Annotated in this window: 12 protein-coding genes; 7 read left to right on the top strand and 5 right to left on the bottom strand. The window is 56.5% G+C overall.

Annotation, left to right across the window (positions count from 1 at the left end; genetic code table 11):
• The first annotated feature begins 83 nt into the window (after nucleotides 1-83).
• Nucleotides 84-587, top strand: a complete 504-nt coding sequence (locus tag GFR01_RS06635; RefSeq protein ID WP_099181797.1) for a DUF2721 domain-containing protein — start codon at nucleotides 84-86, stop codon at nucleotides 585-587.
• A gap of 278 nt (nucleotides 588-865) precedes the next feature.
• Complete coding sequence (locus tag GFR01_RS15705) at nucleotides 866-1006, top strand: hypothetical protein (protein ID WP_016737900.1); 141 nt, start codon at nucleotides 866-868, stop codon at nucleotides 1004-1006.
• 31 nt (nucleotides 1007-1037) lie between these two features.
• On the opposite strand, the gene GFR01_RS06630 is transcribed toward GFR01_RS15705, so the two are convergent.
• Both GFR01_RS06630 and pstS read right to left on the bottom strand, forming a co-directional pair.
• The gene (locus tag GFR01_RS06630; RefSeq protein ID WP_167384225.1) at nucleotides 1038-2282 is read right to left on the bottom strand and encodes a multidrug effflux MFS transporter; all 1245 of its coding nucleotides are present in this window, start codon (nucleotides 2280-2282) and stop codon (nucleotides 1038-1040) included.
• A 148-nt stretch (nucleotides 2283-2430) separates the two neighbouring features.
• On the bottom strand, nucleotides 2431-3447 hold the full coding sequence (gene pstS / locus GFR01_RS06625; RefSeq protein WP_063905115.1) for a phosphate ABC transporter substrate-binding protein PstS: 1017 nt from the start codon (nucleotides 3445-3447) through the stop codon (nucleotides 2431-2433).
• 323 nt (nucleotides 3448-3770) lie between these two features.
• On the opposite strand from pstS, the gene GFR01_RS06620 reads away from it, so the two are divergent.
• From GFR01_RS06620 to GFR01_RS06605, 4 genes are all read left to right on the top strand, one after another.
• The gene (locus GFR01_RS06620) at nucleotides 3771-5462 is read left to right on the top strand and encodes an OprO/OprP family phosphate-selective porin (protein WP_099181795.1); all 1692 of its coding nucleotides are present in this window, start codon (nucleotides 3771-3773) and stop codon (nucleotides 5460-5462) included.
• A gap of 270 nt (nucleotides 5463-5732) precedes the next feature.
• Nucleotides 5733-7379, top strand: coding sequence for a porin (locus GFR01_RS06615; protein ID WP_099182119.1), 1647 nt, complete (start codon nucleotides 5733-5735; stop codon nucleotides 7377-7379).
• 123 nt (nucleotides 7380-7502) lie between these two features.
• The gene (locus tag GFR01_RS06610; RefSeq protein ID WP_099181794.1) at nucleotides 7503-9383 is read left to right on the top strand and encodes an AsmA family protein; all 1881 of its coding nucleotides are present in this window, start codon (nucleotides 7503-7505) and stop codon (nucleotides 9381-9383) included.
• 94 nt (nucleotides 9384-9477) lie between these two features.
• Nucleotides 9478-10791: a UDP-glucose dehydrogenase family protein gene (locus tag GFR01_RS06605; RefSeq protein ID WP_099181793.1), complete on the top strand. Its 1314-nt coding sequence runs from the start codon at nucleotides 9478-9480 to the stop codon at nucleotides 10789-10791.
• A 72-nt stretch (nucleotides 10792-10863) separates the two neighbouring features.
• On the opposite strand, the gene GFR01_RS06600 is transcribed toward GFR01_RS06605, so the two are convergent.
• Nucleotides 10864-12246: a sugar porter family MFS transporter gene (locus tag GFR01_RS06600; protein WP_063905139.1), complete on the bottom strand. Its 1383-nt coding sequence runs from the start codon at nucleotides 12244-12246 to the stop codon at nucleotides 10864-10866.
• A 252-nt stretch (nucleotides 12247-12498) separates the two neighbouring features.
• Nucleotides 12499-12903, bottom strand: coding sequence for a MerR family transcriptional regulator (locus tag GFR01_RS06595; protein WP_099181792.1), 405 nt, complete (start codon nucleotides 12901-12903; stop codon nucleotides 12499-12501).
• 77 nt (nucleotides 12904-12980) lie between these two features.
• Between GFR01_RS06595 and GFR01_RS06590 the strand changes: the two genes are divergently transcribed.
• Entirely contained in the window at nucleotides 12981-14024 is a 1044-nt protein-coding gene (locus GFR01_RS06590) for an SDR family oxidoreductase (protein WP_099181791.1), read from the top strand.
• Nucleotides 14025-14080: 56 nt separating this feature from the next.
• Here the strand turns inward: GFR01_RS06590 and cysC are convergent, their stop codons facing one another.
• Nucleotides 14081-15961, bottom strand: a complete 1881-nt coding sequence (cysC, locus tag GFR01_RS06585; protein WP_099181790.1) for an adenylyl-sulfate kinase — start codon at nucleotides 15959-15961, stop codon at nucleotides 14081-14083.
• Nucleotide 15962: the final 1 nt, after the last annotated feature.

Raw genomic sequence — 15962 nt, 5'->3', positions numbered from 1 at the left:
TGTCTTTCCCTACTCCATGTCAGGGGATGTTTTCCAGAGCACCACGTCTTTTCGCTGCCGGAAGATACAGTATAAAAGGCGCCATGCCCTTTCCTGTTTCTTATGATCCGGACGCGGTCGATAGCGCCGCGCATCTGATTCAAATCGCTCTGACGCCTGTTTTCATGCTTTCAGGCATCGGCACTCTGATCAACGTGTTCAATACACGTCTCGCACGCGTGGCTGACCATCTTGAAGATGTGCGCAAAAGGCTGTCGACACCCCCTTCTGACACAGACACGCCAGATCCTTTCTACACGCCCGAACGCCTGGCAGCCCATGAGATCAGACTCCACCGGCGAATCTTCGTTCTGGATGCCGCCATCATGCTGAATGCAATCGGCGGGGCCTCGACCTGCGGTGCTGCAATGGCTCTTTTTGTTGGTTCTCTGCGCGATGCAAGCACATCCACATGGCTGCTAGCCTTTTTCGGCATAGCTCTGGCCTGCACTGTCGGAGCGCTTTTCTTCTTTCTGGCAGACACTTTTCTCAGCTGGCACGGTCTCCGCCGAGACCGGCTTTCTCTCCCGCACCCGAACGCAAAATGAGGTCAGACGCAATTTTATTGCGCAGACACGGTCCTTTTCTGGATTTTGGTGACAAAGAAATCCCAAATAAGCGGAATAGAATACTTTCTGGCCGTTAACGAAATAGTCATTCCTTAAGAACAAACAGCCCATTCTCTCCAAATGTGGAAAAGTTCTGGCAAGGGTTCATGCGTCAAACGCAGAGCAGATCCCGCATCTTCATTTGTTGCCTTGAAGGGTACTTCTGGAGTTTCTCCCGTCCCACGCCATCAACGGCAAGTAAAACGGAGATAACTTCCATGACGTCCATGACCCTGATCCACCTGATCGGCCTTCCAACCAGCCTTCTCGCTGAATTTTCGATGATTGCCTTCGTGCCCGTCATCGGCGCCCTGATGATTGCAACGGTTGCTGCTGACCGCGTTTCTTCCAAAGGCTGATTTCCCAGCCTTTGGTTACCCTCTCCTGAAATCAGTGACGAACTGACAGGTAGGAGTCCGGATCCAGCCTGCGACGCCAGATATCACTGACCCAGCAGCCCAGAATTCCGGTCAGCATCCCCACTGACGTGGACCCGATCCAGTGTGACGGCAACAGCGCCATTAAAACGCCTGCGCTTCCTGCGATGGTCCAGTTCAGTGTTCCAATGAGGGCAGATGCTGCCCCCGCCTGATGCCCATGATGCGTCAGGGCCAGCACACCTGCATTTGGTCCGACAAAGCCAAGACATGTCGTCGTGCAAAAGATCAGGACGCAGAGCGGCCATGGATTCTGTGGGCCAACAAGGCCGAGAGAACAGACCAACACGCCCAGCACCGTGAAAGTCAGTACCGCCATCATGCCGCGCTCCATGACCCTGGTGAACAGGAACCTGTGTGCCAGCCGGGCATTGATCTGCGACCCAATCACGAACCCTACCGCGTTAAGGCCAAAGAACATGGCAAAGAGGCGCGGCGAAAAATGCAGTATCCCCTCAAAAAGAGCTGGGGCATTGGAAAGATAAGCGAACATGGTGAACGTGCCAAAGCTCGCCACCATCGCTGCTGAACAAAAGAGTGGTTCAGTCATTAAATCCCGGTAGCGGGCAATCACGCCCGTAAAAGGAAGCGCAAAACGCTTCTCTGGCGGGAAAGTATCCGGCAGCAGGAACCAGGTTCCCAGAAACAGAAAAACGCCAAATCCGGCGCCCACCCAGAAAATCAGCCGCCACTCTCCAAGATCCAGCAGAAAGCTACCGATGGAGGGTGCCAGCAAAGGCCCCAATCCAAAAATCAGCATCAGCTGGGACATCAGTTTGACGCCAGCGGTGCCAGTCGCCACGTCACGTACCATGGCGCGTGGTGCGACAGACGTCGTTGCCCCGCCCATGGCGGCAATAAACCGCAGAGCGCAGAAAAGATGGAAATTCGTGACAACAGCCAGCAGGGCTGAAGCGATCACATAAACCACCAGCCCAAGCAGCAATGGCAATTTACGCCCGTATCGGTCACAAAGCGGACCAAGCGTGAACTGCCCAATGGCGAGACCCGCCAGCCATGCCGTCAGTGTAAGCTGTGCTGAACCAGCCCCCTGCCCCAGATCATGTTCCAGCATGGGAAATGCTGGCAGATACATATCTGTTGAAACAGGCCCGAGAATAAAAATCAGTCCGATCAGAATTCGGACAGCCGGGGAGAGTGTCCCCACAGGGGTATCAGGCTTGGAGGAAGCGGACAAAATCGCACCATATCTGGGCAAGGCAAAAACAGGAAAACGGGCTTCCCTCAGGTTGAGAAGCCCGCCGCCACACTCAACGCCTTTTTGTCTGACCTGCCTATCCCCAAATTAAGAGAAACGGCAGGTCAGGTAAGGAAAACAGGGAAGATTACTTACCCCATCCTGCCAGAACGGCATCCTTCACATTCTGCGGAAGACCCACATAGTCAAGGCGGGTATTGTCCGCATCGCCGTGCTGGAAACCCCAGGCGAAGAAATCACGAACTGCCTTGGCCGTCGTGGCATCCTTCGGATTGGTCGGAACCAGAACGAACGTGGCTGTCACGATCGGCCATGCGCCCGGGCCAGCCGTGTCCAGCAGGTTCACGGCATAATGGTCTGCATGAGCCCAGTCTGCAGCGTTTGCTGCTTCCACGAAGCTCTTCAGCGTCGGAGAAACAAACGCACCCGTATGATTTTTCATCTGGGCAATGTTGAGATGATTCTGTGCGGCGTAGGAGTATTCAACGTAGCCGATCCCCCCTTCGGTCTGCTTGACCATGGCTGCAATACCATCGTTCCCACGGGCACCTGAACCGCCCGGCCATGCAACGGATGTACCTGCACCCAGCTTCTGCTTCCACTCAGGCGAGACCTGGGACAGATAGGACGTGAAAACGAAGCTCGTGCCAGAACCGTCCGCACGATGAACCGGAGCAACGTCCGTTTCCGGCAGTTTTAGACCGGGATTGAGCGCCTTGATACGGTCATCGTCCCACTCCGTGATTTCACCGTCATACAGCGCAGCCAGGGTCGGGCCATCAAGACGGAGGGTGCCAGGCTCGATTCCCGGGACATTCACGACAACAACGATGCCGCTCATGACAGTCGGGAATTGATACAGATGCTCGGAAGCCAGACGCGCAGCAGCCATCGGCTTGTCCGAAGCGCCAAAATCAACCGTGCGAGCCACAACCTGATCCTGACCAGCGCTGGAGCCAACGCTTTGGTAGTTCACGTTGATGCCAGCCTGATGCTTGGCCCCTTCGCCCCATGCTCCATAGATTGGAGCGGCAAAGCTGGAGCCTGCTCCCGTGATGTCCGCAGCGCGGGCGGATGACAGGGAAACGGACCCCAGGGCTGTCATTGCGACAAAGCCGAAAAGCGCAAGCTTGCTCTTAATCATGATGATCCCTCATCGGGCATTGAAAAACCGGATTATCTACTAGACGCACCCTGCCGAGAGAAACAGGGGCCCACGCATGATAGTTTCATGACAGACACAGGGAAGGTTGATGCAGAAATGACACACCCCTTCTGAAGTCGCATTGACGGAAAAGACGCGTTCACAAACGGCTTTCAAGAAAGATACGTCTTTTCAAAGACATGACACTATTTGTCATAAAAGAGTCTTTTAGTCGTCATCAAACCTTCCCACTCTTCGAAAAAGAGAATCAGATACCTCCGCCGTGGACAACCTGCCATTCACGCAAGGGACGCACCGCGGCAATGACTTTCTCTTTCCGAAGAACAACCGCTCTTCTGGCGACTTCAACCCTGATGTCTCTCGGCGCTCTCACTGGGCATGCGCACGCCGCTGACCAGATGGAAATCATGGAACGTCAGATCCGTGCCATGCAGGCGCAGCTGAACATCATGAAGAAAGAGCATAACGAAGATATCAAACGGGCACGCGCCGTTCTTGCCCACCAGCGTGAAGAGGCAGAAAACAACCCGTACGGACAACGCAACAGCTATATCGGCTCCCATCCACAATCCAACGCCCCTCTGATTACCGTACGGAAGGGAACTGGTGGACCAGACGCCGGTCGCCCGGCTTCCGACCGCGCAGACATCACGACATGGTCTGACTTCCAGCGCGCGACGGCGCAGGATGAGGAAGTGACCGTTGGTGGTGTAAAGATCGGCTTCCCGAAAGGTCGCCCAACCATCCAGTCTTCTGATGGAGCCTATGCCCTCTCCATCGGCCTGGCCTTTCATGAAGACTTTGGCGGGTTCTTCAATTCCGGCCCACGCGCGGGTGAGGCTCGTGGCGCTTTCAATAGCTTCACATCCAACATGCGTCGTCTGCGTATTCCATTCATGTTCCGCTACAAGAACTGGGTCGCAGCAGTTACGCCTGATTTCGGCGCCAATCATAACGATGGGTATGTCGGACTGTACGAAGGCAACCTGAACTATACGGGCTTCCGAAACACGATCCTGACTGCCGGTTACTTCCAGCCACGCGTGACGGAAGAAGATTCCGAAAGCTCCAACGACTTCTTCACCCTGGAACGCCCCAGCATCACCGACATGGTCCGCAACATCGCTGCTGGCGATGCCCGCTTCAGCGTCGGTGGTTTGCACTATGAGAAACGGTGGTGGGTTGCTGGCTATTTCACCGGTCAGGAGTGGGGTCATCGTAATGCTTCTGACAACAGTAGCACCTATTACGGTGGCGGCAGCAGCAGTACCGTTGACAGCCAGACAGGCGGGACCCTCCGTGTTGCGGGCCGTCCGGTTGCCACGAAAGACTGGGACGTCCATGTTGGTGTGTCCGGAATTTCAGCGTTCCGCGTAGCCTGTAACACTGGAACAAGCACGACATCCTGCTCGCGCTCCACGTCTTTCGGTCAGCGTCCCGAGTTTGATATCGGTGAAGCGAACCTTGCCGGAACCGGCACCATCACCAACGCCGCACAGGTCTGGGCTGCCGGTCCGGAACTGGGTGTGCGCTGGAAGCGCCTGGTCGTGAAGGGTGAATACTACCATGTGGGCGTCCAGCGCTCCGGCGCAGGCCTGAAATCTGCCGGCTTCCAGGGCTGGTATGGCTCAGCCGCCTACACGATCCTCGGCGATCCTCGCATGTACAACTACAAGGAAGGCGCTTTTGGTGCCCCTGGCGTCAAGTCTTCCGAAGAGTTTAACCCGGCTCTTAACCAGTGGGGTGCGCTTGAAGTCGTTGGCCACTACAGCGTGATCGACCTCAACAGCAATCTCAATGACCCGAACCCGAGCAATGTCATCCGCGGTGGTCAGCAGACCGTCTGGACCGGCGGCCTGAACTGGTACCCCAACCGTCATTTCCGCCTGATGTTGGACTACAGCCACTTCATCGTGTCCCGCAGCATGCAGGCTACCAACCTATATGGACGTACGGGTAACTCTATCGCAGCCCGTATTCAGGCTGGCTTCTAACACCTTACCCTCTCTATCGGGCGGAAACGGCGCAGGCTGTTTCCGCCTTTTTTATGTCTTACAGAGCATCTCGAGGAGGCGAACAGCACACTCTGTCTGAAGCACACCAGTCCCTAAAAACCGTGTCGCACAATGACACGCACACCATAGTCGTTTGTGGTTAGAGAATAGGTCTCGCTCTATACGGAAGCCCCCGCTTTTTTGAGCGTTCCACTTCCTGACATTTCCCTGTCAGAGTGCCTTGACTGTTTCCAGGACGCTTTTCTGCCCATGCCTAATTCCCTTTCCAGACTGACGCTGCTCGCCACCACGACACTCCTTTTCTCCGGACTGCTGGAAACAGACGCATTCGCCGCAGACCGTCTGGAACTCATGGAAAAACAGATCCGGGCCATGCAGGCCGAAGTTCAGGAACTCAAGAAAGAGCGTGCGGCAGAACGTAAACGCATCAGCGCAGCCTTGGCCAAGCAAAGGGAAGAAACGGAAACCAATCCCTACCAGCAGCGAACCGGTTACCTTCCTCCAGCCTCCCTGAGCCCGGCGGCGGCACCGATTTCTGTTCTCCGAAGAAGTGCAGCATCCCAGGACACGCCACCGTCTGACCGGGGCATCGTATCGTCGTGGAAAGACTTTCAGCAGGCTTCGACACAGGACGAAGAAGTTACCATTGGTGGGATGAAGATCGGTTTTCCCAATGGAAGACCGACCTTCAAAACCGCCGATGGCGCCTATGCTCTCTCCATCGGGCTCGCATTCCAGGAAGACTTCGGAGGCTTTCTGGGTGTTTCCCAACGCAATGGAGAAAGTCGCGGCACGTTCAATTCTTTCACATCAAACAGCCGCCGCCTGCGTATTCCTTTCACTTTCCGGTACAAGGACTGGGTCGCGAACGTCACGCCCGACTTTGGGCATGGCAACTTCGATGGGCAGGTGGGGCTGTATGAAGCCAACATCAACTATGCAGGCCTCCACAACACGGTCCTGACAGTCGGCTATTTCCAGCCACGCGTCACGGAAGAAGACGCAGAAAGCTCCAACGATTTCCTTCTGCTGGAACGCCCGGCGATCGTCGACATGGTGCGCACAATTGCCGCCAACGACGCCCGCTTCAGCATCGGCGGCATGCATTATGCGAACCGCTGGTGGATTGGCGGATACTTTACCGGGCAAAGCTGGGGTAATCGCGCCGAAAACCAGTATTACCTGCCAATCGGCAAAAACGTGACGGACAGTCAGACAGGCGGGACATTCCGTGTTGCTGGCCGCCCCATCGCGACTAAAGACGTAGATCTGCATGTAGGCGTCTCGTCCATTGCCTCCTTCAAGGTCGCCCAAACCGCAGACGGACGCAGCTACACCTTTGCCCAGCGCCCTGAAGTCAATATCGGGGAATCCGTCCTGCAAACCACAGGCGCAATCCAGAACGTCGCTCAGGTCTGGGCCGCCGGTCCGGAATTTGCCCTGCGCTGGAAGCGCCTGATGCTCAAAGCCGAGTACTACCGCATCGGGATCGAACGCTCAGGCGGGCTCCCTTCCCTCGCCTTTCAGGGCTGGTACAGCGCTCTCGGATACACGATCTTCGGAAATCCGCGCCGCTATAGCATCCAGGAAGGCGGTTTTCTGGCTCCCGGTGTTCCGGCAGATGGCGAGTTCGATCCGGCCCGCAATCAGTGGGGCGCACTTGAAATCGCTGCCCGCTACAGTGTAGCCGATCTGAACAGCCGCCTTGATAGGGCAGATGGCGTCCGCGGAGGACAGCAGACCGTCTGGGCGACAGGGCTGAACTGGTACCCCAACCGTCATTTCAAATTCATGGTGGACTACAACCACTTCATCGTCAGCCGCAGCACCACAACCTTCAACCAGAATGGCCGAACAGGAAATGCGGTTGTCGGTCGTGTTCAGGCAGCGTTCTGAATACTCACTCTTTTGTAACCCCCTAGAGCCACGGCGAATATTTTTCCTTTCTGAAACACTCCCCTTCACGGACACTTCAAGTTATTAAGACTCCTCTTCTCTGATCTTTGGAAAGACCAAATCTTGCTTCGCTGGGTTCTTGGATCACTACTTGCGCTTCTTGTCCTACTCTGTGCCACTGTCACTGGCGGATGGTTCTGGGTCCAGCACAAGGACTTCGCTACCCTGGCATCCGCGAAGCTTTCCAGGCTCACCCACAGAGACGTCCATATCGGCCATCTCCATATCCATCCGGGGCAGTGGATGACAATCGACGGCGAAGACCTGCGCGTCGCCAATATTCCCGGAGGCAGCCGAACCGACATGATAACTGCCGGGTCCGTACACGCCAGACTGCGGCTAATGTCCCTTCTGCACGGCCCGATCGAGACCAGCGACGTTACCGTCGATCACTTCGCGGGTCTGTTTGAACGCACACCTGACCGCGTCCCGAATTGGCGATTTGTACCTTTTGAAGATCTGAAGCGTCCACGCCCAGCCAAAACCACCGAGGAAAAGCCAGATCTTCACAGTTTCCCAGGCGTGCGGAACCTGACCGTCAAGAACAGTGACGTCACATACCGATCCGCCAAAGGCGCATCCTATCAGGTCACAATGACGCAGGTGACCATCCAGTCCTCAGACGACGCCTCCCCGGTCAAAATGTCTTTCCAGGGTGGCTATAATGGAACCGCCATCAATCTTGATGCAACCATGCAGCCTCTTTCCGTCCTCCGTCGCGCGCCAGAGCCTTACGGCGCCAAAGCTCACATCACATCAGGAGATCTCACCCTCGATTTCGATGGAACATTGACGGACACTCTGAATTTCGATGGCGTCAAAGGCGAGGTCTTCCTCTCAACACCGACATCCGCGCCTGTTTTCGCCCTTGCCGGCCTGTCCGGCACCCACCCTGTTGTCCCACTTTCGCTCAAGGGGACCTTCAGTCACGCCGGAGACAACTGGGATTTCACCCATGCAAGCGGTGCCCTCAAGGACAGTCAAATCAACGACGGTACCTTTGATCTTGAAGAAGGCGGAAACGGGAAACCCGATGTCATCAACACCGATCTGACATTCGGCCGTGTTGACCTCAACAGCCTGACGAAAGCATTCTCATCCGGGAAATCCGCTGGCCCGACCGACATTCCTCTTGTCGCCCCCGCCGATCCGGACCCTGTGCTACACGTCAAACTGGCTGCAGATGAACTACTTTATAACGCACTGACGTTTTCAAAATTCAGGTTCGATGCCTCCCAGACACCAGGACACATCAACGTCTCTACCCTGACCCTAGAATATCTAGGAGCAAACCTGCAGGCCAGTGGCCAAATTGACGGCAATGGCAACCGTTCCCACGTCAATGCCTCCATTTCCCTATCCCACGGTGACATTGACCGTCTGCGTCGCACGGCAGGACTGGCACCGGTGCCCGTCAAGGGATCACTCTCCATCCGTATCATCGCCAAAGCCAACAATGTCAGCACGCTGAACGAAGCCACACGCAAGGCGGATCTGGTGGCGGCAGTCAGCATGGAGAAAGGCGAAATCGCCCGAGAAATCGTCGAAACGGCCTCCATGGATCTGCGACTGCTGGTCCGTCATGCCAAAGGCACCACGCCCATCACCTGTATGCTGGGTGTTCTGGATATGCATCAGGGGATCGGGACAGTCGCGCCGCTCCGCCTTCGAACAGATGCTGGCATCATTGCCGCCAAAGCGGATGTCGATCTCAACCGGAAATGGCTCGACCTTGTTTTCGCAAGCCGCCCGTTTTCAACCAGCTTCTTTGCACTCGATATTCCGGTACGCGTCAGCGGACGGTTCGACAATCCCGATCTCAGCCTTGCCAGATGGTCCAAACGGGGCCGCGGCCTTCTGGCCGATTCAAACGAACTGACCAGTCTGCCGCCCGCTCTTCGCGCTTTTGCAGCCTCCAACCCGTGTGCTCGCCCGACGAAATAACGAGGCCTCTTTGCGCCGGGCAGATTTGCTCCCGCCCGGCGTGCCGGTTATGCAGTCGGCATAGCGCCAGGAGAGTTCTGTTATGCGTATAGCAATGATCGGTGGTGGTTACGTCGGGCTGGTCTCCGGCGCCTGTTTTGCCGAATTCGGGTCAGACGTCGCCATTGTCGAGCGGGACCCAAAGAAGCTGGCGGCCCTTCGGGATGGCCGGATTCCCATCTACGAGCCGGGGCTGGACGCGATTGTCAGCAAAAACGTCGAGACCGGTCGCCTGACCTTCGGAGACGATCTGGCGACTGCCGTTAATGGTGCAGATGCCGTCTTCATTGCGGTCGGCACCCCGACCCGCCGTGGCGACGGACATGCAGATCTCACCTATGTCTATGCCGCGACAAAAGAAATCGCCCTCGCGGCCAAAAATGGCCTCCTGGTCGTCACCAAATCCACGGTACCAGTCGGCACAGGTCGCGAAGTGGCGCGCATCCTGAAAGAAACACGCCCCGACCTGACGTTTGACGTTGCCTCCAATCCGGAATTTCTGCGCGAAGGCAACGCCATCGGGGACTTCATGCGGCCAGATCGTGTCATCATCGGTATTGATACGTCCGGGCCTGATGAAGGCGAACGCGCCACCAGAATCATGCGTGAGGTCTATCGCCCGATCCACCTGATCGAAGCCCCCATCGTCATTACGGATCTGGAAACCGCTGAACTCACCAAATATGCCGCCAATGCCTTTCTGGCCATGAAGGTGACCTTCATCAACGAAATGGCAGATCTCTGTGAAAAAGTCGGCGGCAATATCCATGACGTTGCGCGTGGGATGGGGCTGGATCAGCGCATCGGGCAACGCTTCCTTCATGCTGGCCCCGGTTATGGCGGCTCCTGCTTTCCCAAGGACACGCGGGCTCTGACGGCAATCGCCCGCGATGCCGGAGCCCCCTCGCGCCTTGTGGAAGCAACCGTTGAGGTCAACGAAAATCGCAAAAGCCGGATGGCGGAACGGATCATTGCGCAGGCTGGTGGAAGCATTCAGGGCAAGACAGTCGGCGTTCTGGGGCTGACATTCAAACCCGATACGGACGACATGCGCGAAGCCGCCTCGCTCCCGATCCTGACACACCTGCATGAGGCAGGCGCTCTTATTCAGGCTTTTGATCCGGAAGGCATGGAACCAGCCCGTGAGCTTCTGCCTACAGACATCACGTATTGTTCAGATGCTCTGGAAGCCGCGACGGACGCGGATATTCTTGTCGTGCTGACAGAATGGAACGTCTTCCGGGCGATTGACCCCGAGCGACTGCGCAATGCCATGCGCGGCAACGCCATTGCGGATCTGCGGAATATCTGGAGCCCGGATACCATGCGCGCCGCTGGTTTCGACTACAGCTCCATCGGGCGACGCTAAGGCTGAATAAAAAAAGCCGGCTCTTCAGGAACCAGCTTTTTCTTGAAACGGGGAGCCAGAGAGCTCCCTTTTTCATGACTTGTGAACAGGAGCAAACGTGCCATTCCGCAAGCTTCTTTCAAGCTGCTCCAGAGACTGACCCTTGGTTTCCGGGACGTAGCGGAGCACGAAAAAGAACGCGAAAGCATTGACGGCGGCAAACAGCCAGAACGTCATATGCGCACCCAGTCCCTGCACCAGAGAAAGCGTCGTCAGGGAGATGATCAGATCTGCCCCCCAATGGCTTCCGGCAACCAGGCTCATTCCCTTGCCACGGCAGGACAGCGGATAGACCTCAGCACCTACCAGCCAGACCGCGACGGACAGGCTTCCCGTGTTACAGATCGTGTAGCCCATGATGGCCAGAACCGTGATCCATGCCCCCATGCCCCCCGTCATGTGGAATGCGAACATCGCTCCCAGAACAATCAGAGAAATGACTGCACCCGGCAGCAGACGCAGGATCAGCGTCCGACGGCCCCAGGTATCAACCGCCCAGCCACCAAAGATCGTTGCACAGACCATGGCCAGACCAACCGCGACGGACGTCAGCAACGCTGATTCCTGACCAAAACCAGCATCCGCAAAGATGGCAGGTGCATAATACAGAACAGCATTGATGCCCGTCAGCTGGCACAGAAGCGCAATGCCGACAGAAGCAATCAGCGCAGGCCGCACCCAAGGCTTTGCAAGCTCAGACCACGGAGCCTGTTCATCATGATTGTCGACAATTCCCTGAAGCTCAGCCTGCGCTGCTTCTTCTGAAGAGCGAACACGGCGCAGGACAGCAAGAGCTTCATCTGTCCTGCCTTTGAGCGCCAGCCAGCGGGGGCTGTTGGGCAGAAATGCCATACCGACGAACAGGATCAGAGCTGGCAGCATGCCAATGCCGAACATGATGCGCCAACTGCTGTTGCGCAGGAAATATCCGGTCAGAAAGGAGATCGTGATGCCGGACACAATCGCAAGCTGGAATCCAACAACCAGTCGTCCACGACGGCTGGGCGGGGAAATCTCAGCAATATAAATCGGCACGATCTGTGACGCCGCACCAATGGCAAGGCCCAGGATCAGGCGTGAGACGATCAGAACCGCAACGCTTTGCGCAGCCGAGGCCAGCGCCGTACCCGCCAGAAAGAGCGCCGCTGCGACCATGACTGTCCGGCGTCGGCCAAACCGATCCGAAATACCACCAGCCCCGAGGCACCCGAAAAGAGCCCCGAGAATGATGGCAGAGGTGACAATTTCAGAGCCAATCGTATCGAGATGAAACTGCTCACGGATCTGCAGCAGAGCTGACGAGATAATTCCCGTGTCATACCCGAAGAGGAGGCCACCTGTAGCGGAAATGGTTGCGATGAAATTCGTCAGCGCGTCTCCGCTGAGCTTTCGTGAAACATCAAGAGACTGCGTCATATGGCCTTCTTCCGCATGTGAGCAGATACGTTTGTAGGGCGTCGTCTTTAACGTTACAGCACCAAAAAGCACATCATAGAAGTGAGTATTTTCATATTTTGATAATATTAATGTTATTTTTCCAGACGATGTGACATTCGATTCTGCAAGCAGATCACATATCGCATGACTCATCTCCATGCAGATTGTTAACAGGGTGAGCCTACTTTCGGTTTGCTTTCTCCGATAAACGCAATTCCGTGAGGCGTCCGACTATCTTCTGTATTCAGCAACGCAGAGAAACGAAGGTTCAGGCTCTCTTTTCCCGGATTGTATCCATTGGCATTTCGCCTGGAGATACTGGGTCAGCATTTCAATTTCAGAAGCCTTTTCGGCAAGACGCTCAATCTGTTTTTGCATGAGCACCACAGCACGTTCATTGGAAAGGCCGTCTTGCAACATCTCATCATTGATCGCTGCCAGCTCTTTCAGACTCATCCCAAGAGACTGCCCAAAACGAATAATCCGGGCCGTCTGCAGGTCCCGCTCCGTAAATTCCTGATAAGGATTCCGTCCCCCGCGCGAACCTGTCAGAGGCCGCAGCAATCCTTTGCGCACATAAAACCGTACCGTGTCCTGACTTAAGCCCGCTCTTTGAGCGAATTCGCCAATTAGCATGACCGTCTCTCTTCCTTGACCATGGACCAAGGTCCAGCCTTATAGACCATGCTCCCTTTCTTGACGGAGCCATTCTCATGACCGCCCCCTCACAGAGCAAAATTACTCCCGCCCCTGTCGCTTTTGTAACAGGGGCCACAGGTCTTCTCGGCAATAATCTGGTTCGCGCACTTCTGACGGAAGGCTTTCAGGTCCGTGGGCTCGCACGATCGGAAGCCAAAGCGCAACAACAGTTCGATGGCCTCCCGATCGAGATCATCACTGGAGACCTTCAATCCATTTCGAGCTTCAGCGCGGCCTTATTTGGCGTAGATGTCCTGTTCCATACGGCAGCATATTTCCGGGATTCCTATACGGGCGGTAACCACAACCAAGATCTGGAAGCAATCAACGTCAAAGCCATGAAAGAGCTTCTGGATACCTCATGGAAAGCAGGGATCCGTCGCATGGTTCATGTGAGTTCCATTGCTGTTTTGAAAGGCGCGAAAGGACAGACCGTAGATGAAACAATGCTTCGGCGCGAAAACGAGGCTGATCCCTATTTCCGAAGCAAGATCCGGTCCGAGAAAGTTCTAAATGATTTTCTGGCTGATTATCCGGAATTCTGGGCCTGCATGGTCCTTCCGGGCTGGATGCACGGCCCAGGTGACCGAGGACCCACCTCTGCTGGCCAAACAGTCCTTGATGTCGCTCGCGGAAAACTTCCGGGAATTCCACCCGGTTCGGTCAGTCTTGTCGATGCGCGGGACGTTGCGCAGGCAATGATTGCCTGTCTTAGCAAAGGTAAGCGCGGGGAACGCTATCTGGCAGCGGGCAGGCACCAGACAATGGCTGACCTCATTCCATTAATTGCCAGACTGACTGGTCGCAAAGCTCCATCACGCCAGATTCCCATGCCGCCGCTCTATGTCATTGCAGCCCTCAGCGAAGTGCAAGCCCGTCTCACACGCAAGCCCGTACTGATGAGCTGGGCAACGGCAAAGGCGCTCGCCTCGGAAAATGACCGCTCCCATTTCAGTGCCCACAGATTTCATCATGATCTCGGACTGACCTTCAGACCTCTTGAAGAAACCCTGACTGACGAAATCAACTGGCTCCGCAAGGCCGGCTTTCTGCCCTGAAACGAAAAACGGCGGCCCAGAGGCCGCCGTCTCTTCCACGTCAGATCATCCCAAACTCAGGGCTGAACAACCCGCAGAACAAACCCAGTCAGTTCACTAACTGTCTCAGATTCCGTCCGATCCGCTCCGAGACGAAGCTCAGGAGACAACGGTGCTTCATAAGGTGCTGAAACACCCGTGAATTCCGGGATCTTTCCAGCGCGTGCCGCCGCATACAATCCCTTCGGGTCACGCTGTTCACAGGTTGCCAGTGATGTATCCACGAACACTTCATGGAAGCCCTCACCAACAATCTGTCGGGCCAGATCACGGTCCGCCTGTAGCGGTGAAACGAGTGCCACGATGACTGCCTGACCGCTCTCGGACAGAATCTTCGCGACATGCGCCGCCCGGCGAATGTTTTCCCGACGATCTTCCGGCGAGAAGCCTAGATCACTGCACAAACCAGCGCGAAGCGTGTCGCCGTCCAGCACGGTCGCTTTCACGTTCTGAGCCGCCAGCGACACTTCCGCCGCCCGCGCCACAGTGCTTTTGCCGGAACCCGGCAGACCCGTCAGCCAGAACACACCGCTCTTATGCCCGCGGGCCTGCGCCTGCTGCCCAGCGGAAATGCGGCTGGCCGTTGGATGGATGGCATGAACGCCCTCTTCCAGATCAGCAGGGCCAATCAGCGGTGCGCCGCCTACAATGCGCTGATGACGATCTACGAGCACGCCTCGGCCATCGCCAAAGCCCGGAGAGAACGGGTCAAACAGCACAGCATGGGAGGCTGCCAACGTGATCTCGGCAAACCCGTCTGGTGGAACCTCATCGCCCTGACGCAGCGTCAGGTCATCAAGATCTACGACAGCATCGATGGATGCCACCGTCACATCATGCTCAGCCGTCGCCAGACGAAGCGTGAAGCTTTCTCCAACCCGCAGCGGTTCACCGCGAAGCCAGAACAGACGGGTGCGAATACGTGCCGAGCGCTCCGGGGCCGCAGCCTTGTCATCCGCCGGGAACAGCAGATCCCCACGATCCGGAACCAGATCCGGCTCCAGACGCAGCGCAATGGATTCACCTGCGCCAGCAACCGGCAGTTCCGGCGCATGCCAGCGGCAGACTTCTGCAACCGTGGCAATCTGGCCCTGCGCACCAATCGTCAGGCGATCACCCGCACGCACCGTGCCACGCTCGATCCGGCCTGCGACATAGCGCACGCCATCGAAGCGATAAACGTCCTGAACCGGCATACGGAACGGCAGCGCCAGACGAGACGCCGGAGGCGGCACATTGGCCAGCGCCTCAATCAGCGTCGGCCCCTTGTACCAGGCAGACCGCTCGGACCGGCTGGCGATATTGTCACCATCACGCGCAGACGCCGGAACAACGGCTTCAACCTCAATTTCCAGACGCCCAAGCAACTGACGTACATCAGACTCGGCCTGAACAATCTTCGACTCATCAAAGCCCAGGACGTCCGACTTGTTCAGCAGCACGATAACGTGCCGGATGCCAATCAGGCGCAACAGCATGGCATGACGCCGCGTCTGTTCCTGTGCCCCTTCCTGAGCATCCACCACCAGAACGGCAGCTTCCGCATCGGCAGCACCCGTAATCATGTTGCGCAGGAACTGACGATGGCCTGGCGCATCCACGATCACAAACTCACGCGAGCCCAGACGGAACGGAATACGCGTGGAATCGACCGTCACACCCTGATCGCGCTCAATCTGAAGGGAGTCGAGCAGGAAGCTCCACTCTACCGCCAGACCACGCTTGCGGCTGCTCTCGACGATCTGCGCGAGCTTGCCGTCCTGAAGACTGTCAGTGTCGTACAGCAGACGACCGATCAGCGTAGATTTACCATGATCAACATGGCCAACAATCACGATGGGCGTAGCCGCAGCACGATGTGCCTCAGAGAGAGTCTGGGTTGCGATATGATCACCCATT

It is taken from the genome of Gluconobacter frateurii, from assembly GCF_002723955.1.
In the GTDB taxonomy this organism is placed as follows: Bacteria; Pseudomonadota; Alphaproteobacteria; order Acetobacterales; family Acetobacteraceae; genus Gluconobacter; species Gluconobacter frateurii.
Note: the sequence above shows the minus strand (reverse complement) of the source record. Positions and strands in the feature narration are given on the sequence as shown.